The following is a 16,183-nucleotide window of genomic DNA, read 5'->3' as shown; positions in this document are numbered from 1 at the left end:
TTTAATTGCCCTGACGCTTGCGCCAGATCTGATAGATATTGACGAACGCCCAGATGAACGCCGCCAGAGCCAGAAGATCAATCAGCAGCGCATAGCGCCCCGCCAGACCGATCCTCGGCCCGATAAACTGGGCCGCGAGCCAGATCAGCATGGTGCCGGCAATCACCAGCGCCGTCACGCGCCCCTGCCGTGCAATCTGCTCTTCGCTCTCGCGTGCCATGGCCTCGTCCCTGTCCTTATTTCCCGCCGGGCTCATAGCGCCAGCTGCCCTTGCGTGCGCTCAGCTCGGCCTCGCCGGCCAGAACGGCCGACGGTTTGACCAAGGGCCGGGTCGCGACTTTGGGCGCCTCAGCCTCGGGCGTGGGAGCTGTCGCTTCCGCCGCGGCGTCTGGCTCGGTCTCGGGCTCCGGCTCGGGCCGCGGCGCCGGCTGCGGTGTCGGTGCGACGGCCGCAGCGGCCGGCGAGGCGGCCGTGCTGGTGCTGGCCGAAGCGGCGCTCTGGCTGACCGAGGCGCTTTCTGCGGTGTCGCCGCAGACCATCCTCGACAGCGTCAACCCAAGCCCGCCGTAGAACACCAAGCCGATCAGCAAGGCCGAGAAAAAGCCGAAACCCGCGGTGAGAAACAAGATCACGAACAACAGCGCGCCCGCCGCGGCGGCGCCCTTCCAGCAGGTGCTCCTGCATTTTCCGGTGTTGGTCTCTGTCATGGTCTTGTCTCCCGTTTCTACTGTGTCGATGTCCTAAAACACCTCACTCTTTATCACGGGAGGAGAATTCCGTCTCTCCACCTTCGGCCAGGACTTTGGCTTGAGACATCCAGTCGTCGCGCGTCACCCGGCCCTTGAAGCCTTCGAGGTTCTGGTCGACCCAGGCGACCTCGTCTTCGGTCCAGGCGGCGATCTGGTCGAAATGGTAGAAGCCGAGGCTGTGGCACAGCTCTTCCAGCTTGGGGCCAATGCCCTTGATCTTCTTGAGATCGTCAGCCTTGCCGCCGCGCGGCGCGTCAAGCGCCTGGGGGCGCTGGCCCACGTCGGCGGTTTCCGCCTTGGCGGTCTCGGTCTTGGCCTTTTTCTTGGTGGATTTGGCCTTGGGCTTCTTGGCTGCCTTGCCTTTCGACGCGGTGGCGGCGTCCTTGTCGCCATCGGCGGTCATGTTCTTGACGTCTTCGGTGGGATGGCCTGCCGCCTCGGCATCGGTCTCGGGCGAGCTCGACGAAATCGGATGGCCCTTGGTGGTGGCATGGGCCTCGCGGGTGTCGATGCCGGTTTCATCCGCCGGATCCCCCTTGGAAGGCCGTGGCTGATGGGTCATGGGCGCGGTCACGCTGGCCGGCTTGTCGCCATGGTTGGCGCCTTTCTGCCAGGGCGCACTCAGCGCAACCTCGCTGCCGTCGATCCGCTTGATCGTGTCGCCGAGGTCGGTCGCCAGCTGGGCCGAGGCGTTGTACTGGTGACGGTCATCGTTGCCTTCGGCGAGGCTGGTCAGACCGGCGGCCGGCTCGGACGTGTAGCGGCCGTTTTGCGGCCCCGGCACCGGCAGCTGGCCTGCGGCCATCTCGTCGATGATCTCGGCCAGACGCGCGGCAGTCAGGTCTTCGTAGTAATCCTTGCCGATCTGCGCCATCGGCGCATTGGCACAGGCGCCCAGGCATTCCACCTCTTCCCAGGAAAACCGGCCATCCTCGGACAGCTGATGCGCCGCCGGGGCGATCTTGTCACGACAGACGCCGATCAGGTCCTCGGCGCCGCAGATCATGCAGGAGGTGGTGCCGCACACCTGGATATGGGCAACGGAGCCAACCGGTTGCAGCTGAAACATGAAGTAGAACGAGGCCACTTCGAGCACCCGGATATAGGCCATGCCCAGCATGTCGGCGACATGTTCGATGGCCGGCCGGGTCAGCCAGCCCTCCTGCTCCTGCGCACGCCACAGCAGCGGGATCACCGCGCTGGCCTGACGGCCCTCGGGATATTTCGTGACCTGCGCTTCGGCCCAGGCCAGATTGGCCTCGGTGAAAGCAAAGCTTTCAGGTTGATCGGGATACAGACGTCGCAGCATCAGGCTTTTCCTTCCGCAACCAGGCGGCAACCGGTCAGGACCTGGTACTGACCACCCAGAAATTCGCTCAGCGCGGCAAAGACCGCTTGTGTGTCCTTGTTCTCGGGGCTCAGATCGCCCGGCGAGACATCCATCAGCCGCTTCGAGAGGCCGCGGATTTTCTGGGCCAGATAGGCCCGGTACTTGTCGAGACTTTCCAGAACGCCGGCCTTGGTCAGACCGGCATCCAGCGCATCGAGTTTCGGCACCACCTCGCGGTGGAACCGCGCCAGCCGCTCCGGTGTCGTCACCGCGATCTGCGGCGGCCAGACCTCCTGCGCCGCCATTTCCGGCACCGCGGCGCGCAGCTCGATGTCAAGCTGGGCGGCGGCGTCGAAATTCTCGAAGCAGATGTCGAGCTTGCGCTCGAGGAATCGGGTCTCGGAGGCCTCGACAAAGGACGTCCGGGCATACCACGCCTGCACGGCGACAAAAAGCGCTGCCACCAGCGTCGAGGCCGCCAGCACGATGGTCGAGGCATCGCGCGCAGGCCGGGAGGTGCCGGGCCCTCTCATGCGCCCTGCCCCGCAAGGCCATATGCGCCCCGCGTCAATCTCATGCCGCGCAGCTCCCCGAGGTCAGCCGAACGCCACCGTCTGCCAGCCGCACCGCCTCGTCACGGGCCAGCCGCTGTTCGGTGATCGCTATCGCCTGGGCGCGGGTCAGCCCGGCCTGAAATTCGACCACGCCGTAATCGGCCTCGCTGACCAACTGGCAGCCGAGCGTGCCCACCGCGGCGTCATAGGCCGCCAGGTCCTCGACGGTGGTCCCGTCTGGCGGCAGATCCATGCACCCGGAAAGGGCCGCAACCGGCGTGAGGAAAAGACCGTAACGCACTGGGGTCACCGGTCGATCTCCCCGAAGACCACGTCCATCGTGCCGATGATCGCCGCCACATCGGCCAGCTGGTGGCCACCCGCGACGTAATCCATCGCCTGCAAATGCAGGAACCCCGGCGCCCGCAGTTTGGCGCGATAGGGCTTGTTGGTGCCATCCGCCACGAGATAGACGCCAAATTCGCCCTTGGGCGCCTCGACCGCGGCATAGACTTCGCCGGCGGGCACGTGGAAGCCTTCGGTATAAAGCTTGAAGTGATGGATCAGCGCCTCCATCGAGGTCTTCATCTCGCGGCGCGATGGCGGCGTGATCTTGCCCCGGGCAAGGATTTCGCCCTGCCCCTCGGGCGCGCGCAATTTCTCGATCGCCTGATGGATGATCTTCAGCGACTGGCGCATTTCCTCCATGCGGACGAGATAGCGGTCATAGCAATCGCCGTTCTTGCCCACAGGGATCTGGAAGTCGAATTCGTTATAACATTCATAGGGTTGCGCCCGTCGCAAATCCCATGCCAGGCCCGAGCCGCGCACCATCACGCCGGAAAAGCCCCATTGCTGGATGTCCTCTTCGCTGACCACGCCGATATCGGCGTTGCGCTGCTTGAAGATGCGGTTTTCGGTCAGCAACCCGTCGATGTCGTCGATCACCTTGGGGAATTCATGCGCCCAGGTCTCGATATCGTCGATCAGGTCGGGCGGCAGATCCTGGTGCACGCCGCCGGGCCGGAAATAGGCCGCGTGCAGCCGCGCGCCACAGGCCCGCTCGTAGAACACCATCAGCTTTTCGCGTTCCTCGAAGCCCCAGAGCGGCGGGGTCAGCGCGCCCACGTCCATCGCTTGGGTGGTGACGTTCAGCAGGTGGTTCAGGATACGGCCGATCTCGGAATAGAGCACCCGGATCAGCGAGGCGCGGCGCGGCACCTGCACGCCGGTCAGCTTTTCGATGGCCAGACACCAGGCATGTTCCTGGTTCATCGGCGCGACGTAATCGAGCCGGTCGAAATACGGCAGGTTTTGCAGGTAGGTCCGGCTCTCCATCAGCTTTTCGGTGCCACGGTGCAGCAGGCCGATATGCGGGTCGCAGCGCTCGACGATCTCGCCGTCAAGCTCGAGCACCAGCCGGAGAACCCCGTGCGCCGCAGGGTGTTGCGGGCCGAAGTTGATGTTGAAGTTGCGAATTTTCTGCTCGCCCGACAGCGCGTCGGTGCTGCCGTCGTCGAACTTGGAGCCGTCCATCATCAGCGTTTCTCCAATTCCTGTAGCTTGGTGGCCATCAGCCACAGCAGGATCAAGGTTCCCAGCGGGATCACACAGGCCAGCGCCCAGAGCTTGTCATACCCGAAATGCGGCAACAGCTTCATCATCGGAATGATGGTGAGCACCGACATGATGATCCAGATCAGCGTGCCCATCACTTGGCCTCCGCGTCGGGTTTCTCATCGCCGGGCAGGATGTATTCCGCGCCCTCCCAGGGCGACATGAAATCGAACTGCCGATATTCCTGCACCAGGTTCACCGGCTCATAGACCACCCGTTTCTGCGCCTCGTCGTAACGCACCTCGGTATAGCCGGTGGTCGGGAAATCCTTGCGCAGCGGATAGCCGCGAAAGCCGTAATCGGTCAGGATGCGGCGCAGGTCGGGGTGCCCCGAGAACAGGATGCCGAACATGTCGAAGACTTCGCGCTCGAACCAGTTGGCCGAAGGGTGGATCGCGGTGATCGAGGGCACCATCGCCTCTTCCCGGATCGACACCCGCAGGCGGATGCGGTGGTTCTGATACATCGACAGGAAGTGATAGACCACGTCAAAGCGTTTCTGACGCTCGGGGTAATCCACCGCCGTGATGTCGACCAGCGACGAGAACTGGCAATTCGGGTCGCTGCGCAGGAATTCCACCAGCCCGGTGAGGTTCGTCGGCGCCACATTGACGTTGAGCTCGCCGTGATCGACCGAATAGCTCAACACGCAATCCGGCCGTTTCAGCTCGATATGCGCGCCAAGCTCGTTGAGTGCTGCGGTCATCGCCTGCCCCCTTACCTTGTGATCGTGCCGGTGCGGCGGATCTTGCGTTGCAGCTGCATCAGACCGTAGAGCAGCGCCTCGGCGGTCGGCGGGCAGCCCGGCACGTAAATGTCGACCGGCACGATCCGGTCACAGCCGCGCACCACGGAATAGCTGTAGTGGTAATAGCCGCCGCCATTGGCGCAGGAGCCCATCGAGATCACGTAGCGCGGCTCCGGCATCTGGTCATAGACCTTGCGCAGCGCCGGGGCCATCTTGTTGGTCAGCGTGCCGGCGACGATCATCACGTCGGACTGGCGCGGCGAGGCGCGCGGCGCGATGCCGAACCGCTCGGCGTCATAACGCGGCATTGAGGTGTGCATCATCTCGACCGCGCAGCAGGCCAGGCCAAAGGTCATCCAGTGCAGCGAGCCGGTGCGCGCCCAGTTGATGATGTCCTCGGTCGAAGTCAGCAGGAAGCCTTTGTCCTGCAATTCGGCATTCAGCGCCTCCGCGCCGGCCGGCAGCCCCGCCGTTTCGATCGGTGCCTGGGCGGAGGCGCCGGATTTCACCCGCTCATGCTGCGGGCCCATGCCCTGCACTTCGGTGACATCGGGTTCGGGCGTTTGGTTCACTGCCATTCCAGGGCCCCCTTCTTCCATTCATAGGCAAAGCCGATGGTGAGCACGGCCAGGAAGACCATCATCGACCAGAAACCGACCATCGAGATATCCCGGAAGCCGACGGCCCAGGGAAACAGGAAGGCGATCTCGAGATCGAAGATGATGAAGAGGATCGAAACGAGGTAGAACCGCACGTCGAACTTCATCCGCGCGTCGTCGAAGGCGTTGAACCCGCATTCATAGGCCGAGACCTTCTCGGGGTCCGGATTGCGGACGGCGAGGATCACGGCGGCCAGGATGAGGACAATGCCAAGTCCGACGGCGACGGCGAGAAAGACGAGAATGGGAAGATATTCCCTGAGCATCTCTTCCACGGGGCAGGCTCCTTTCAGCACGCGCATCGCACGTGCGCTCAATTGGCTCGCTGGGCTTGTCCCGGGTTTATCGCCGCCGCCCAAGGGGGTCAATCCACCCATCACATATTCGCGAGAATTGATGACCTCGGTAATCGCCCGGAAATTAGGGACTTCCGGGCGAAATTTCCGGCCCGTCGCGCCCGGGTGCGTCGCACTCTGTTGTGCGCTAACAGCGCCGGCCCCACGCGGCCCCCGCCCCGGGCCCGATCCGGGGCCCCACGGCCTGCCCGGCGCGACCGCGCCAGGCCGCCGGTGTCACGCCCAGCCGGGCTTGCGCTTGTCGAAGAAGGCGGCGATGCCCTCCTGTGCCTCGGCGCTTTCCCAGCGTTCGGCCAGCGCCCCGGCGGCAAAATCCATCTCGTCCTGGCTGACGCCGCCGCCCAGCGCGCGGATCAGCGCCTTGGCCTCGGCCACCGCGCCCGGCGCGCAGGCCAGATAGGGCGCCACTTCCGCCGCGACCGCCGCATCCAGATCGGCCGCCGGCACCGCCCGCGCCACCAACCCAAGCGCCATCGCCTCGGCGGCATCGAAAATCCGCGCCGACATGAAGACCCGCCGTGCCATCGCCGGCCCCATGCGTTTCAGCGCGAACGGCCCGATATTGGCCGGGATCAGCCCCAGCCGGGTCTCGGTAAAGCCGAATTTCGCCCCCTCCTCGGCAATCACCACGTCACAGACTGACATCAGCCCCATACCGCCGCCAAAGGCATTGCCCTGCACCCGCCCGATCAACGGTTTCGCCAGGGTATCAAGCGCCTGCAACATGGTCGAGAGCTTGGCACTCTCGCGCTTGCGCGTCGCCGCGTCCATCTCGAACTGCGCCCGCATCCAGGCCAGATCGCCACCGGCGCAAAAGCTCTTGCCCTCGGCCGCCAGCACCACCACCCGCACGCGGTCATCCGCGTCCAGCGCCTTGGCCGCCGCCACCAGATCGGCCAGCATCTGCGCCGACATGGCATTGTGTTTCTCGCTCCGCGCCAGCCAGAGCGTCGCCACGCCGCGGGCGTCGGTCTCTGTTCTTACAGTCTCATACATCATCCGTCTCCCGCGGCACGCGCATCGCGCGCGCCATCTCTGCCGCCGTGGCGATCACCCCCCGGTCGAGGCCGGTCTCATAACCCAGCGCTTCCAGCCGTGCGGCCACCGCCTCGGTCGCCACATTGCCCGCCGCGCCCGGCGCGTAGGGACAGCCCCCCAGACCGCCCACCGCCGCGTCGAAGACCCGCAGGCCCCGCTCCAGCGACACCTCGATATTGTCCAGCGCCCGCCCGCCGGTGTCATGGTAATGCCCCGCCAGCCGCGCCGCCGGCACCTGCGCGGTCACCGCCTCCAGCATCGCGGCGATGCCCTCCGGCGTGGCCCGCCCCACGGTATCGCCCAACGAGATCTCGTAGCAGCCCATGTCCAGCAGGGCCCGCGCCACCCGCGCAACCGCATCCGGCGCCACCGGCCCGTCGTAGGGGCATTCCACCACGCAGGAGACATAGCCCCTGACCGGCAGCCCCGCCGCCCGGGCCGCCTCGGCCACCGGGCGGAAGCGTGCCAGGCTCTCGGCGATGCTGGCGTTGATATTGGCCTTGGAAAACCCTTCGGAGGCCGAGCCGAAGATCGCCACCTCGTCGGCGCGCGCCGCAAGCGCCCCCTCCAGCCCGCGCAGGTTCGGGGTCAGCGCGGCATAAGACACCCCCTCGGCCCGGTCGATCCCGGCCAGCACCGCCCCGGAATCCGCCATCTGCGGCACCCATTTCGGCGAAACGAAACTGGCGCATTCAATGCGGCGAAACCCGGCGCCACTCAGGCAGTCGACCAGCGCGATCTTTTCCGCCGTCGGGATTCGGCGTTTTTCGTTCTGCAAGCCGTCGCGCGGGCCGACCTCGAAAATCTCGACCTTCGCGCTCATGTCCCGACCTCCTCCAGCGGATAGAAGTCGCGATCATAGAGATCCTGCTCACCGTCGCGCGCCTTGGCCCGCTGATAGCCGGGGCGCGCCTTCAGCCGATCCCAATAGGCCGAGAGCCGGGGAAATTCGTCGAACCGCACGTAATAACGCGCCAGTTCGAACCCGTAGGAAAACATGATATCGGCCGCCGAAAACCCCGAGGCCAGGCAATGGTCGTGCTGCCACCGGGCCTCCATCGCGCCCAGCGCCGCCCGCAGCCGTGCGGTCAGCAGCTTGATCACCACCGGCGAGGCATCCGCCGGATCCCGCAGGAACACCCGGTTGAGATTGAGGTTCTCCACCAGACAGCCGATGGTCTCGGAATAGGCGATGAACTCGAGATAGCGCGCCCGTTCGGCCGTGCCCGGAGCCGGATGAAGCCCGGGCTCGGGATGCTGTTCGCAGAGCCATTGCAGGATCGCCCCGCTCTCGAACAGCACCTCGTCGCCATATTCCAGCGCCGGCACCCGGCCGGCCGGCGACAACGCCTTGAACTCCGGCCGCCGCAGGGAACCGTCGCGGATCGAATAGGGCACCACCTCGAAATCGAGCCCCAGCTCCTCCATCAGCCAGAGCACCCGGAACGAGCGCGCCAGCGGCACATGGTGCAGACGGATCATGCCGCCGCCTCCCCGTCCTCGGCCAGCCGGATCAGCGCCGCCCCGGCCTCGACCTGGGCCCCGGCCGGCACCAGCACCTCGGCCACCACGCCATCGCGCGGCGCGGTCAGGGCATGTTCCATCTTCATCGCCTCGAGCACCGCCAGCCGGTCGCCGGCCTGCACCTCCTGCCCGGCCTGCACGTCGATCTTCTGCACCAGCCCCGGCATCGGCGCCTCGATCACCGAGGCATCGCTGGCCGCCCCCGCCGCCCGGTCGAGCGCCCGGATCACCCGGTAGGCCCTTCCGTAATCGGCAAAGACGGTCACCACATCGCCGGCCACCGCAAAGGGCCAGGCCGCGCGGCCATCCAACGTCCAGCCGCCGGGGCCGCGCCGGGCTTCGATCACCCGATCGCCGATCTCGACGTCGCAGGCGCCCGGCCCGCGCACCCGCAGCCGCAGCTCGTGCCGGCTCTCGCCCTCGTCGAGTACCAGTGTCCGCGCCAGCGGCTGCCAGAGGGTGAAACCTGTCGCCCAACCGTCGCCCTGCCAGAGCCCGGCCTCGACCAGCGCCGCCTGCGCCAGCGCCGCGGCATTCTCTTCCGTCACGGCGGTCAGCGCTGTGATCTCGCGGCCGATCAGCCCGGTGTCCACCTCGCCACGGCCAAAGCCCTCATGCGCCGCCAGCGCCCCGAGAAAGGCCAGGTTGGTCACCGATCCCGCCACCTCGGTGCGTCCCAGCGCCTGGCGCAGCCGTTTCAGGGCGATCTCCCGGGTCGGCCCATGGGTGATCAGCTTGGCGATCATCGGGTCGTACCACGGGCTGATCTCATCGCCGCCGCGCACCCCGGTATCGGCGCGCGCGCCCTCGGGGAACGACAGATGCGTCAGCGTCCCGGTGGCCGGCAGGAACCCCGCCGGCACATCCTCGGCATAAAGCCGCGCCTCGAAGGCATGGCCGGTGATCGTCAGCGCCTCCTGCCGCGCCGGCAGGCTTTCGCCGGCCGCCACCCGGAGCTGCCATTCCACCAGGTCGACGCCAGTGATCATCTCGGTGACCGGATGTTCGACCTGCAAACGGGTGTTCATCTCCATGAACCAGAACCCGTCCGGCCGCAGCCCCTGCGAGCCATCGACGATGAACTCCACCGTCCCCGCGCCCTTGTAGCCGATCGCCTCGGCCGCGCGCACCGCCGCCTGCCCCATGGCCGCGCGCATCTCCTCGGTCATGCCGGGCGCCGGTGCCTCCTCGATCACCTTCTGATGGCGCCGTTGCAGCGAGCAATCGCGCTCGAAGAGATGCACCGCCCGGTCGCGATCGCCAAAGACCTGGACCTCGATATGGCGCGGCTGGGTGACGAATTTCTCGATCAGCACCGCGTCATTGCCAAAGGCGGTGCGCGCCTCGGCCCGCGCGCTCTCCAGCGCCCGCTCGAACTCGGCCGGCCGTTCCACCAGCCGCATGCCCTTGCCGCCGCCTCCGGCGACCGCCTTGATCAGCACCGGATAGCCTATCTCTTCGGCCCGCGCCGCCAGCCCCTCCTGCGAGGCGCCGTGATAGCCCGGCACCACCGGCACACCGGCCTCCTGCATCAGGGCCTTGGCGGCATCCTTCAGCCCCATCGCCCGGATCGCCTTGGCCGACGGGCCGATAAAGGTCAGGCCGGCCGCCTCCACCGCCTCGACGAACTCGGGGTTCTCGCTGAGAAAGCCATAGCCCGGGTGGATCGCCTGCGCCCCCTCGGCCAGCGCCACCTCGATGATCCGGTCACCCTTGAGATAGCTCTCGGCCACCGCCGCCGGGCCGATGCAGCGCGCCACATCGGCCATTGCCACATGCGCCGCCCCGGCATCGGCCTCGGAATAGACCGCCACGCAGCGCACGCCCAAGCTCTGCGCCGTCTTCATCACCCGACAGGCGATCTCGCCCCGGTTGGCAATCAGGATCGTGTCAAACATCGGGCTTCCCTTCGCTGGTCCGCATCTTCTTCTCTTTGCAAATACGCCTCATGCCGCCTGCCCCGATCACATCCGGAAGACGCCGAAGCGCGTGTCCTCGATCGGCGCATTGAGCGCCGCCGACAGCGACAGGGCCAGCACCTCGTGCGACTTGCGCGGATCGATGATGCCGTCGTCCCAGAGCCGCGCGCTGGCATAAAGCGGGTGGCTCTGCTTCTCGAACATCTCGATCGTCGGCCGCTTGAACTCGGCCTCTTCCGCTTCGCTCCAGCTGCCGCCGCCGCGTTCGATGGCATCGCGTTTCACCGTCGCCAGCACGCCGGCCGCCTGCGCCCCGCCCATCACCGAGATGCGGCTGTTGGGCCAGGTCCAGAGAAAGCGTGGCTGATAGGCGCGGCCCGACATGCCGTAGTTACCGGCCCCGAAGGAGCCACCGACCAGCATGGTGATCTTCGGCACCGAGGTGGTGGCCACCGCAGTCACCATCTTGGCGCCATGGCGGGCAATGCCCTCGTTTTCGTATTTCCGCCCGACCATGAAGCCGGTAATGTTTTGCAGGAAGACCAGCGGCGTCTTGCGCTGCGAGCACAATTCCACGAAATGCGCGCCTTTCTGTGCCGCTTCGGAAAACAGCACCCCATTGTTGGCCACGATCCCCACCGGGCAGCCGTTCACCTCGGCAAAGCCGGTCACCAGCGTCTCGCCGAAGCGCGGCTTGAACTCGTCGAAATACGAGCCGTCCACCAGCCGCGCGATCACCTCGCGAATGTCATATGGTGTGCGCAGATCGCCCGGCACGACGTCAAAGAGCTCGTCCGGGTCGTACGCCGGCGCCGCCCCCGTAGGGTGGGTTTGCAACCCACCGCCCCCGTGGCCGCCCAGCGCGCCCACCGCCCGCCGCGCCAGCGCCAGCGCGTGGCTGTCGTCTTCGGCCAGGTAATCCGCCACGCCCGAAAGCCGCGTATGCACATCGCCACCGCCAAGATCCTCGGCGCTCACCACCTCGCCGGTCGCCGCCTTCACCAGCGGCGGCCCGGCGAGAAAGATCGTGCCCTGTTCCTTGACGATAATGGTCACGTCCGACATCGCCGGCACATAGGCGCCGCCCGCCGTGCAGGAGCCCATCACCACGGCGATCTGCGCGATCCCCTTGGCCGACATCCGCGCCTGATTGTAGAAGATCCGGCCAAAGTGGTCGCGGTCCGGAAACACCTCGTCCTGGTTCGGCAGGTTCGCCCCACCTGAATCCACCAGGTAGATGCAGGGCAGATGGTTCTCCTCGGCGATCTCCTGCGCGCGCAGGTGTTTCTTGACGGTCATCGGGTAATAGGTGCCGCCCTTCACCGTGGCGTCGTTGCAGACCACCATGACCTCGCGGCCCATCACCCGGCCGATGCCGGCAATGGCGCCGGCGGCAGGCGCCGCGCCGTCGTACATGCCATGCGCCGCGGTGGCGCCGATCTCGAGGAAGGGCGAACCGGGATCGAGCAGGTTGGCCACCCGCTCGCGCGGCAGCATCTTGCCACGCGCCACATGGCGCTCGCGGGATTTCGCCCCGCCGCCGGCGGCCGCGGCCTCGGCCGCCTCCTGCACCACGCGCAGCGCCTCTTCATGGGCGGCGCGATTGGCTTTTGCCGCGTCCGATCCGGTCACCAGCTTCGATGTCAGCTTCATGTTCCGCGCCTCCTGCGCAATCCCGGCCCTCCGGCGAGGGCCCTTCGTCCTGTCATTCGTCTCGGTCTTTTCGCCCCGGGCCGGGCCTTCCTCATCGCCCGGGTCGCGCCTTGGGCCGGGGCGGCGGCGGCGGATCGGCCCAGCCGGTTGTCACCGCCGGCGCCGCCAGCCCCAGGTATCGCCCCACCTGCCAGGCAAGCACGGCGCTTTTCAGCCGCAGATTGGCCTCGCGCGCGGTGCACCAGGTGGCCATGACCTCGCCCGCCCCGGCGCAGTCCGGCCCCGCCGAAATGTCACGCGCAAGGTGCCAGGCCGTATGATAAAGCCGCGTCGGCAGCCCCTGCCCCTCGCCCGGCGGCGGCGGGTCCGGCAGCGCCGCCATGATATGGCCGTGCAGCACATGCTGGTCGCCGGCCAGCGCCTTCTGGCAGGCCAGCGGCGCCGCCGAGCGGTCGCAGCGGGTGACGCCGATATTGCCGCAGTATTCCACCCCGCGCACATCCCAGAGATCGAAATCCGCCGCATCGAGCGCCCGGTCGCGATGGACCCGAAGCCGCCATTCGTAGCGCGCGACCTCGGCATCGATGCAGGCCGAGAACTCCGGCAGCGTCTCCTCCGACCGGGCCGCCCCGGCCAGGCCCACCAGGGCCGCGACGGCCCCGCCGATGATCTGCGCCCCGCAGCCCATCTCAGGCGCGATAGTCCGGGTTTTCGTAGTCGAAGCGACAGCCCGCCTCGAACGCCTTGCGGTCGTTGCCCTCGTTCGGATAGCCGCCGGCGTCGCGCAGCATCCGGGCGGCATGCATCAGGTTCCAGGTCATGATCGTGGTGTTGCGGCGGGTAAAATCATTGTCGAAGCCGACCGGCGTGTCACCCTCCTGCGGATCGCCATAAGACGGCCCCGGCCCGGCCTCGCCGATCCAGCCGCAATCGGCCTGCGGCGGGATGGTATAGCCCAGGTGGCTCAGCGCGAACCCGAGGGTCATCGCCACATGTTTGACGCCATCCTCGTTGCCGGTGATGACGCTGCCCCCGACCTTGCCGTAGTAGATCGACTGGCCCTTGTCGTTGAGTTCGCCCGACATGCCGTACAGCCGCTCGATCAGCACCCGGCAGACCGAGCTTTCCTCGCCCAGCCAGATCGGCGTGCCGACCACCAGAATATCGGCCGCCTTGACCTTGTCCCAGAGCTTGGGCCAGTCGTCGCTGTCCCAGCCATGTTCGGTCATGTCGGGAAAGATGCCGGGCGGCACCTGGTAATCGAGCAGATGCAGATGTTCGACGTCGACGCCGTTTTTTTTCATGATGTCGGCCGAGGCCCCCATCAACAGCCTTGTGTGGCTCTTGCTGCCGTCTTTCTTCAGCGAGGTGTTGATAAAGAGCGCCTTGAGTCCTGCGAATGTCTGTTTGCCATCGGTCATTGTCATCCTCCATGGGTGGGGTCAGCCTAGCACGCGTGCCATGCCCGGCCTATTCACCTAGGTCCTTCTTCAATTGCTCCAACTCGCGATCGAGAAAGAACGACGTGATCGACCGGATCACCACCAGCAGGCCGAGGAACATCAGATCCGAGAATGCCAGGCTCAGCGCGGTGTGGATGATGTCCGACACGATGAAGAGTTCGAGCGAGGCCAGGATATAACGGCCCAGCTCGATGCGTTCGCGGTTGGTCCGGTTGACGCGCTCGGAGCCGCGCCCGAAGATCTCGGCCCCGCTCACCCCGATGATGAAGCGCACCGCCCCCAGCAAAATCAGCACCACGGCGGCGATATCGACAATGGCGGCGGCCCATTCCAGCAGTTCGACCAGCCAGGAAAACTGGCCATGCAGAATGCCGCCCTCAAGTTCCAGATCGACAAGACTTCCCAAGATCACACACCTCCGTTCCGGGTTCCGGATCGTACGCCCAATCCGGCCGCCGAAGTCGCGGTTCCGTTCAGCCCATCTTCGCCATCATCTCGCGGCCGATCAGCATGCGACGGATTTCCGACGTGCCGGCGCCGATCTCCATCAGCTTGGCATCGCGGAAGATGCGGGCCACCGGGGTTTCGTTCATGAAGCCCGCGCCCCCCATCGCCTGCACTGCCTGATGCGCCACCACCATGGCCTCTTCGCTGGCATAGAGGCAGCAGGCCGCGGCGTCCTGACGGGTGACCTCACCGCGATCGCAGGCCTTGGCCACCTCGTAGACATAGGCGCGGGCGGAGTTCATCTTGGTGTAGATGTCGGCCAGCTTGCCCTGCATCAGCTGGAAGTTTCCGATCGGCTGTCCGAACTGCTTGCGCTCGGCCATGTAGGGCATGATCTCGTCGAGACAGGCGGCCATGATGCCGGTGCCGATGCCGGCCAACACGACGCGTTCATAGTCCAGCCCCGACATTAGAACGCGCACGCCCTTGCCCTCTTCGCCGAGGATGTTGTCGAACGGCACTTCGACGTCCTCGAACACCAGCTCGGCGGTGTTCGAGCCGCGCATCCCCAGCTTGTCGAAATGCTTCGAGGTGGAAAAGCCCTTCATTTCCTTCTCGATCAGAAAGGCGGTGATGCCTTTCGACCCGGCGTCCGGGTCGGTCTTGGCATAGACCACCAACGTATCGGCATCGGGGCCATTGGTGATCCAGAACTTGTTGCCGTTGAGCCGGTAGTGATCGTTGCGCTTTTCGGCGCGCAGCTTCATCGACACCACGTCCGAGCCGGCACCGGCCTCGGACATCGCCAGCGCACCGACATGTTCACCCGAGACGAGGCGCGGCAGGTATTTCTGCTTTTGCTCCTCGGAGCCGTTCAGCTTGATCTGGTTGACGCAGAGGTTGGAATGCGCGCCGTAAGACAGCGACACCGAGGCCGAGGCCCGCGCGATTTCCTCGACCGCGATGACATGGGCGAGATAACCCATGCCCGCGCCGCCGTATTCCTCGGGCACGGTCACGCCCAGCAGGCCCAGCTCGCCCATCTCCTGCCAGAGCTCGTTGGGGAACGCGTTCTTGGCGTCGATCTCCGCCGCCATCGGCCGGACCCGGTCCTGCGCCCAGCGGTGCACCATCTCGCGCAGCGCGTTTACATCTTCGCCCAGATCAAACGCCATCACCGCGTTGAACATGACCTTGCCTCCCAATTAATGAACAAGTGTTCAATAAATCCATACCAGCAGGTTTCGAGTCGGTCAATGGCCAGTTGCCCCACCCGCCCCGGCCCCCGCGCCGGGGCCTCTCGGCCGAAAGTGCGACCCCGAGCCTACCACGAAAAAGGGCGGCCCATCCGGGCCGCCCGTGACACTGGTTACCGAACGTCGGGAAACTTAGCGCACGACGTAGACGATGGTGCGCTGTTCCGGCTCCACGAGGACCGGCTGGCCGTTGATGTAGACATAGCGCAGCTCGGCATCCGGGATTTCGACCAGCTCCACGCTCTCGGGCACCACGGCGCCGCGCACCACTTCGCCTTCGAGATAGATCGGATCGAGCGTGTTGGTGCGCACATAGGTCACCACGCGTTCGTCAGGCTGGGCATAGGCGCCGGCCGACCCGGCCAGCAGACCACCGGCAACGGCACCGATCGGCCCGGCGACAAGCGCACCGGCCACGGCACCCACGGTCCCGGCACCGGCAAAGGCCTCGCCGTCCTTGGATGAGTCATAGGTGACCGTGCCGACGGTCACTTCCGGGGCGATCACGGCGGTCGGGGTCTCTTCGACCATGGCGGTCAGATAGTTGCCATAGGCCCAGCCCTCTTGGCCGTCATACGTCACCTTGCACCAGTTCGATTCCTCGATGCAGCCGTCAACGCTGGCCTTGGCCTCGGCATCGATCACGCCGATGATCTCATACTGGGGGCCGGGGCCGGCACGCAGGTTGAGGTCGGTCACGGCGGTGGCCGAGGTCGCGGCGGCGGCCGAACCGGCGGCAAAAATGGCGGTCGAGGCGGTCAGGATAGCTTTGCGAAACATGGGTAGACTCCTTCTCACTTTGCTTTGAAGCGGCGCATGTTGCGCGGCGTTCGGGGGTCCAATCGCCAGCCGATGAGGTTTGTTCCGCGC

Annotated in this window: 20 protein-coding genes; all 20 read right to left on the bottom strand. The window is 66.2% G+C overall.

What is annotated here, in order from left to right:
• Position 1 precedes the first annotated feature (1 nt).
• Positions 2-220, bottom strand: coding sequence for a DUF5337 domain-containing protein (locus tag BMW90_RS14510; protein ID WP_048532301.1), 219 nt, complete (start codon positions 218-220; stop codon positions 2-4).
• Between the two features lie 16 nt (positions 221-236).
• Positions 237-707 carry a hypothetical protein gene (locus tag BMW90_RS14505; RefSeq protein ID WP_074837222.1) on the bottom strand — a complete coding sequence of 157 codons (471 nt, stop codon included), beginning with the start codon at positions 705-707 and terminating at the stop codon, positions 237-239.
• Between the two features lie 43 nt (positions 708-750).
• The gene (locus BMW90_RS14500; RefSeq protein WP_074837221.1) at positions 751-2,058 is read right to left on the bottom strand and encodes an NADH-quinone oxidoreductase subunit E; all 1,308 of its coding nucleotides are present in this window, start codon (positions 2,056-2,058) and stop codon (positions 751-753) included.
• Positions 2,058-2,612 (bottom strand): hypothetical protein, encoded by a 555-nt coding sequence (locus BMW90_RS14495; protein ID WP_048532304.1) that lies wholly within the window; start codon positions 2,610-2,612, stop codon positions 2,058-2,060. The genes BMW90_RS14500 and BMW90_RS14495 overlap by 1 nt, the downstream gene beginning before the upstream one ends.
• 40 nt (positions 2,613-2,652) lie before the next feature.
• Positions 2,653-2,943, bottom strand: coding sequence for a hypothetical protein (locus BMW90_RS14490; RefSeq protein WP_244526522.1), 291 nt, complete (start codon positions 2,941-2,943; stop codon positions 2,653-2,655).
• A complete protein-coding gene (locus tag BMW90_RS14485; protein WP_170850553.1) occupies positions 2,940-4,169 on the bottom strand; it encodes an NADH-quinone oxidoreductase subunit D in 1,230 nt (409 codons plus the stop codon). Before BMW90_RS14485 ends, BMW90_RS14490 begins: the two co-directional genes overlap by 4 nt.
• Positions 4,170-4,171: 2 nt before the next feature.
• The gene (locus tag BMW90_RS26690; RefSeq protein WP_048532307.1) at positions 4,172-4,345 is read right to left on the bottom strand and encodes a hypothetical protein; all 174 of its coding nucleotides are present in this window, start codon (positions 4,343-4,345) and stop codon (positions 4,172-4,174) included.
• Positions 4,345-4,956 carry an NADH-quinone oxidoreductase subunit C gene (locus BMW90_RS14480; protein ID WP_048532308.1) on the bottom strand — a complete coding sequence of 204 codons (612 nt, stop codon included), beginning with the start codon at positions 4,954-4,956 and terminating at the stop codon, positions 4,345-4,347. The genes BMW90_RS26690 and BMW90_RS14480 overlap by 1 nt, the downstream gene beginning before the upstream one ends.
• 11 nt (positions 4,957-4,967) lie before the next feature.
• The gene (locus BMW90_RS14475) at positions 4,968-5,576 is read right to left on the bottom strand and encodes a NuoB/complex I 20 kDa subunit family protein (protein ID WP_244526521.1); all 609 of its coding nucleotides are present in this window, start codon (positions 5,574-5,576) and stop codon (positions 4,968-4,970) included.
• Complete coding sequence (locus BMW90_RS14470) at positions 5,567-5,932, bottom strand: NADH-quinone oxidoreductase subunit A (protein WP_048533867.1); 366 nt, start codon at positions 5,930-5,932, stop codon at positions 5,567-5,569. The genes BMW90_RS14475 and BMW90_RS14470 overlap by 10 nt, the downstream gene beginning before the upstream one ends.
• Before the next feature lie 297 nt (positions 5,933-6,229).
• Positions 6,230-7,009 (bottom strand): crotonase/enoyl-CoA hydratase family protein, encoded by a 780-nt coding sequence (locus tag BMW90_RS14465; protein WP_074837218.1) that lies wholly within the window; start codon positions 7,007-7,009, stop codon positions 6,230-6,232.
• A complete protein-coding gene (locus tag BMW90_RS14460; RefSeq protein ID WP_074837217.1) occupies positions 7,002-7,874 on the bottom strand; it encodes a hydroxymethylglutaryl-CoA lyase in 873 nt (290 codons plus the stop codon). Before BMW90_RS14460 ends, BMW90_RS14465 begins: the two co-directional genes overlap by 8 nt.
• The gene (locus BMW90_RS14455; RefSeq protein ID WP_074837216.1) at positions 7,871-8,533 is read right to left on the bottom strand and encodes a glutathione S-transferase family protein; all 663 of its coding nucleotides are present in this window, start codon (positions 8,531-8,533) and stop codon (positions 7,871-7,873) included. Before BMW90_RS14455 ends, BMW90_RS14460 begins: the two co-directional genes overlap by 4 nt.
• Positions 8,530-10,473: an acetyl/propionyl/methylcrotonyl-CoA carboxylase subunit alpha gene (locus BMW90_RS14450; RefSeq protein ID WP_074837215.1), complete on the bottom strand. Its 1,944-nt coding sequence runs from the start codon at positions 10,471-10,473 to the stop codon at positions 8,530-8,532. Before BMW90_RS14450 ends, BMW90_RS14455 begins: the two co-directional genes overlap by 4 nt.
• Positions 10,474-10,539: 66 nt before the next feature.
• Positions 10,540-12,147, bottom strand: a complete 1,608-nt coding sequence (locus tag BMW90_RS14445; RefSeq protein WP_074837214.1) for a carboxyl transferase domain-containing protein — start codon at positions 12,145-12,147, stop codon at positions 10,540-10,542.
• Positions 12,148-12,238: 91 nt separating this feature from the next.
• The gene (locus BMW90_RS26380) at positions 12,239-12,835 is read right to left on the bottom strand and encodes a hypothetical protein (protein ID WP_048532314.1); all 597 of its coding nucleotides are present in this window, start codon (positions 12,833-12,835) and stop codon (positions 12,239-12,241) included.
• Between the two features lies 1 nt (position 12,836).
• Positions 12,837-13,568, bottom strand: a complete 732-nt coding sequence (locus tag BMW90_RS14435) for a flavodoxin family protein (protein ID WP_074837213.1) — start codon at positions 13,566-13,568, stop codon at positions 12,837-12,839.
• Between the two features lie 49 nt (positions 13,569-13,617).
• Positions 13,618-14,022, bottom strand: coding sequence for a DUF1622 domain-containing protein (locus BMW90_RS14430; protein WP_244526520.1), 405 nt, complete (start codon positions 14,020-14,022; stop codon positions 13,618-13,620).
• A 61-nt stretch (positions 14,023-14,083) separates the two neighbouring features.
• Positions 14,084-15,247 carry an isovaleryl-CoA dehydrogenase gene (locus tag BMW90_RS14425; RefSeq protein ID WP_074837212.1) on the bottom strand — a complete coding sequence of 388 codons (1,164 nt, stop codon included), beginning with the start codon at positions 15,245-15,247 and terminating at the stop codon, positions 14,084-14,086.
• A gap of 198 nt (positions 15,248-15,445) precedes the next feature.
• The gene (locus BMW90_RS14420) at positions 15,446-16,093 is read right to left on the bottom strand and encodes a DUF1236 domain-containing protein (protein ID WP_048532317.1); all 648 of its coding nucleotides are present in this window, start codon (positions 16,091-16,093) and stop codon (positions 15,446-15,448) included.
• Between the last annotated feature and the right edge of the window lie 90 nt (positions 16,094-16,183).

The organism is Marinovum algicola, assembly GCF_900109145.1.
Lineage (GTDB): Bacteria > Pseudomonadota > Alphaproteobacteria > Rhodobacterales > Rhodobacteraceae > Marinovum > Marinovum algicola.
The sequence above is the reverse complement of the archived record's forward strand: the minus strand, read 5'-3'. Positions and strand labels throughout refer to the sequence as shown.

Bases quoted from the DNA above. Each gene is read 5' to 3' on its own strand.
- BMW90_RS14465 (WP_074837218.1), bottom strand. From the start codon at position 7,009: ATGTATGAGACTGTAAGAACAGAGACCGACGCCCGCGGCGTGGCGACG.
- BMW90_RS26690 (WP_048532307.1), bottom strand. From the start codon at position 4,345: ATGGGCACGCTGATCTGGATCATCATGTCGGTGCTCACCATCATTCCG.
- BMW90_RS14480 (WP_048532308.1), bottom strand. From the start codon at position 4,956: ATGACCGCAGCACTCAACGAGCTTGGCGCGCATATCGAGCTGAAACGG.
- BMW90_RS14450 (WP_074837215.1), bottom strand. From the start codon at position 10,473: ATGTTTGACACGATCCTGATTGCCAACCGGGGCGAGATCGCCTGTCGG.
- BMW90_RS14500 (WP_074837221.1), bottom strand. From the start codon at position 2,058: ATGCTGCGACGTCTGTATCCCGATCAACCTGAAAGCTTTGCTTTCACC.
- BMW90_RS14425 (WP_074837212.1), bottom strand. From the start codon at position 15,247: ATGTTCAACGCGGTGATGGCGTTTGATCTGGGCGAAGATGTAAACGCG.
- BMW90_RS14485 (WP_170850553.1), bottom strand. From the start codon at position 4,169: ATGGACGGCTCCAAGTTCGACGACGGCAGCACCGACGCGCTGTCGGGC.
- BMW90_RS14510 (WP_048532301.1), bottom strand. From the start codon at position 220: ATGGCACGCGAGAGCGAAGAGCAGATTGCACGGCAGGGGCGCGTGACG.
- BMW90_RS14460 (WP_074837217.1), bottom strand. From the start codon at position 7,874: ATGAGCGCGAAGGTCGAGATTTTCGAGGTCGGCCCGCGCGACGGCTTG.
- BMW90_RS14495 (WP_048532304.1), bottom strand. From the start codon at position 2,612: ATGAGAGGGCCCGGCACCTCCCGGCCTGCGCGCGATGCCTCGACCATC.
- BMW90_RS14435 (WP_074837213.1), bottom strand. From the start codon at position 13,568: ATGACCGATGGCAAACAGACATTCGCAGGACTCAAGGCGCTCTTTATC.
- BMW90_RS14420 (WP_048532317.1), bottom strand. From the start codon at position 16,093: ATGTTTCGCAAAGCTATCCTGACCGCCTCGACCGCCATTTTTGCCGCC.
- BMW90_RS14505 (WP_074837222.1), bottom strand. From the start codon at position 707: ATGACAGAGACCAACACCGGAAAATGCAGGAGCACCTGCTGGAAGGGC.
- BMW90_RS14455 (WP_074837216.1), bottom strand. From the start codon at position 8,533: ATGATCCGTCTGCACCATGTGCCGCTGGCGCGCTCGTTCCGGGTGCTC.
- BMW90_RS26380 (WP_048532314.1), bottom strand. From the start codon at position 12,835: ATGGGCTGCGGGGCGCAGATCATCGGCGGGGCCGTCGCGGCCCTGGTG.
- BMW90_RS14445 (WP_074837214.1), bottom strand. From the start codon at position 12,147: ATGAAGCTGACATCGAAGCTGGTGACCGGATCGGACGCGGCAAAAGCC.
- BMW90_RS14475 (WP_244526521.1), bottom strand. From the start codon at position 5,576: ATGGCAGTGAACCAAACGCCCGAACCCGATGTCACCGAAGTGCAGGGC.